This is a genomic window from Neisseria sp. P0021.S005, from assembly GCF_051956955.1.
Window position 1 is genome coordinate 1 of record NZ_JBQCWY010000566.1, and the last position, 1994, is coordinate 1994.

2 protein-coding genes and 1 pseudogene are annotated in these 1994 nt (G+C 54.1%); 2 read left to right on the top strand and 1 reads right to left on the bottom strand.

Features of this window, described 5'->3' with window-relative positions:
• Nucleotides 1–161 precede the first annotated feature (161 nt).
• Together ACTHUE_RS16935 and ACTHUE_RS16940 are read left to right on the top strand one after the other, a co-directional pair.
• Nucleotides 162–1148: an RluA family pseudouridine synthase gene (locus ACTHUE_RS16935; RefSeq protein ID WP_107792173.1), complete on the top strand. Its 987-nt coding sequence runs from the start codon at nt 162–164 to the stop codon at nt 1146–1148.
• A 10-nt stretch (nt 1149–1158) separates the two neighbouring features.
• A complete protein-coding gene (locus tag ACTHUE_RS16940) occupies nt 1159–1809 on the top strand; it encodes an HAD-IA family hydrolase (RefSeq protein WP_219089295.1) in 651 nt (216 codons plus the stop codon).
• A 65-nt stretch (nt 1810–1874) separates the two neighbouring features.
• Here the strand turns inward: ACTHUE_RS16940 and ACTHUE_RS16945 are convergent.
• Nucleotides 1875–1994, bottom strand: a pseudogene (locus ACTHUE_RS16945) (DNA ligase); the annotation flags it as partial.

Genomic DNA, 1994 nt, shown 5'->3' on the forward strand with positions numbered 1-1994 from the left:
CTTAATTACGGGATTGCGTTTGCCGGCTTTGAACAAACACAAGGAAATGCTTTGCGGAGTGCGTTTTTAATATAAAATCTCGTTTTAACAATAAATCCGTTTCAGACGGCCTGCGACGGCAGGTTCGGGTCCCGAAACGGACGTTTGGGATTATAGAGAAAATGCACGCAATACGCAAAGATTCAGTCAACCTGATTGCCGTTGCCGAACACGAGGAAGGCCAACGCCTTGATAACTATCTGATAAAAATCCTCAAAGGCGTCCCGAAAAGCCATATCCACCGCATTATCCGCGCCGGCGAAGTGCGACTGAACAAAAAACGCTGCAAACCCGACAACCGCATTCAGGCAGGCGATACCGTCCGCATTCCGCCGATACGCATCGCCGAAAAACAAAGGCCGTCTGAAAGCCAGGCCGCGCCAGCACGCGAGTTTGACATCGTTTATGAAGACGATGCGCTTTTGGTCATCAACAAACCGTCCGGCGTTGCCGTCCACGGCGGCAGCGGCGTGAGCTTCGGCGTCATCGAACAAATCCGCCGCGCCCGCCCCGAAGCCCGCTATCTCGAACTCGTCCACCGCCTCGACAAAGACACCAGCGGCCTTTTGATGATCGCCAAAAAACGCAGCGCGCTTGTCAAACTGCACGAAGCCATCCGTAACGACCACCCCAAAAAAATCTACCTCGCGCTGGGCGTAGGCAAACTGCCGAACGACAGCTTCCACGTCAAGCTCCCCCTGTTCAAATACACCGGCGCACAAGGCGAAAAAATGGTGCGCGTCAGCAAAGACGGCCAATCCGCCCACACCATCTTCCGCGTGTTAAACCGTTTTTCAGACGGCCTTTTGCACCAAGTCGGCCTTTCCGACCTGACCTTTGTCGAAGCTACTCTGAAAACCGGCCGCACCCACCAAATCCGCGTCCACCTACAATCGCAAGGCTGTCCCATTGCCGGCGACGAACGCTACGGCGACTATCAGGCCAACAAACGCCTGCAAAAACTCGGTTTGAAAAGAATGTTCCTGCACGCTTCCGAGCTGCACCTCGCCCATCCGCTGACCGGCGAAAAACTGATCCTAAAAGCTCCCCTGCCGCAGGAATTGGCGCAATTTGTTTTAATGCTGGAAAATCAGGAAAAGGCCGTCTGAAAGGAAACCCATGAAACCCAAACTCATTATTTTCGACTGGGACGGCACGCTTGCCGACACCACCAACCCCATCATTCACACCTTTCAGCAAAGCTTTGCCGATTGCGGCCTGCCCGTTCCCGAAGCCGACCAAATCCGCCCGCTCATCGGATACAGCCTCTCCGGCATCATTCGCCGCCTTGCCCACAACGTCAGCGAACACATTCAGGAAACCCTGATTGAGACCTATGCCGCGCACTACCTCAATCCCAACAACCACAACATGACTCTGTTCCCCGAAGCCCTGCCCTGCCTGCAACGCTTGAAACAACAAGGCTATTGGCTTGCCATCGCCACCGGCAAAGGCCGAAGCGGCTTGGACAAAGCCATCGCACAAACCGACACTCAAGACTTTTGGCTGGAAACCGCCTGCGCCAGCGAATATCCGTCCAAACCCGCGCCCGATATGGTACTTGCCCTCTGTGACCGACTGGGTATTGAACCGGAAGAGGCCGTCGTCGTCGGTGACACCACCCACGACCTAGAAATGGCCGCCAACGCCAAAATCCGCGCCATCGCCGTCACCACCGGCGCACATACTGCCAAACAGCTTTCCTCCATGCCCCATGTTGCCATGCTCAATAGCTTGGCCGAATTGCCCGATGTATTGGAAACCATATAAAAGGCTATACAACATCTATATGAAAGGCCGTCTGAAACCTATTTTCAGACGGCCTTTCATTTGTTTTATCGATCCGAGCGCACCCTGACAAATGTTGCAAATTTCGGCGTTCCCTTTTGCGTAAAACCACGATAACGGTAAGTAATCAGCGCACCGATTTTCGGCGGATGGTCGCGGTCTTTATC

Coding starts and splice junctions, on each gene's coding strand:
- ACTHUE_RS16935 (WP_107792173.1), top strand. CDS start 162: ATGCACGCAATACGCAAAGATTCAGTCAACCTGATTGCCGTTGCCGAA.
- ACTHUE_RS16940 (WP_219089295.1), top strand. CDS start 1,159: ATGAAACCCAAACTCATTATTTTCGACTGGGACGGCACGCTTGCCGAC.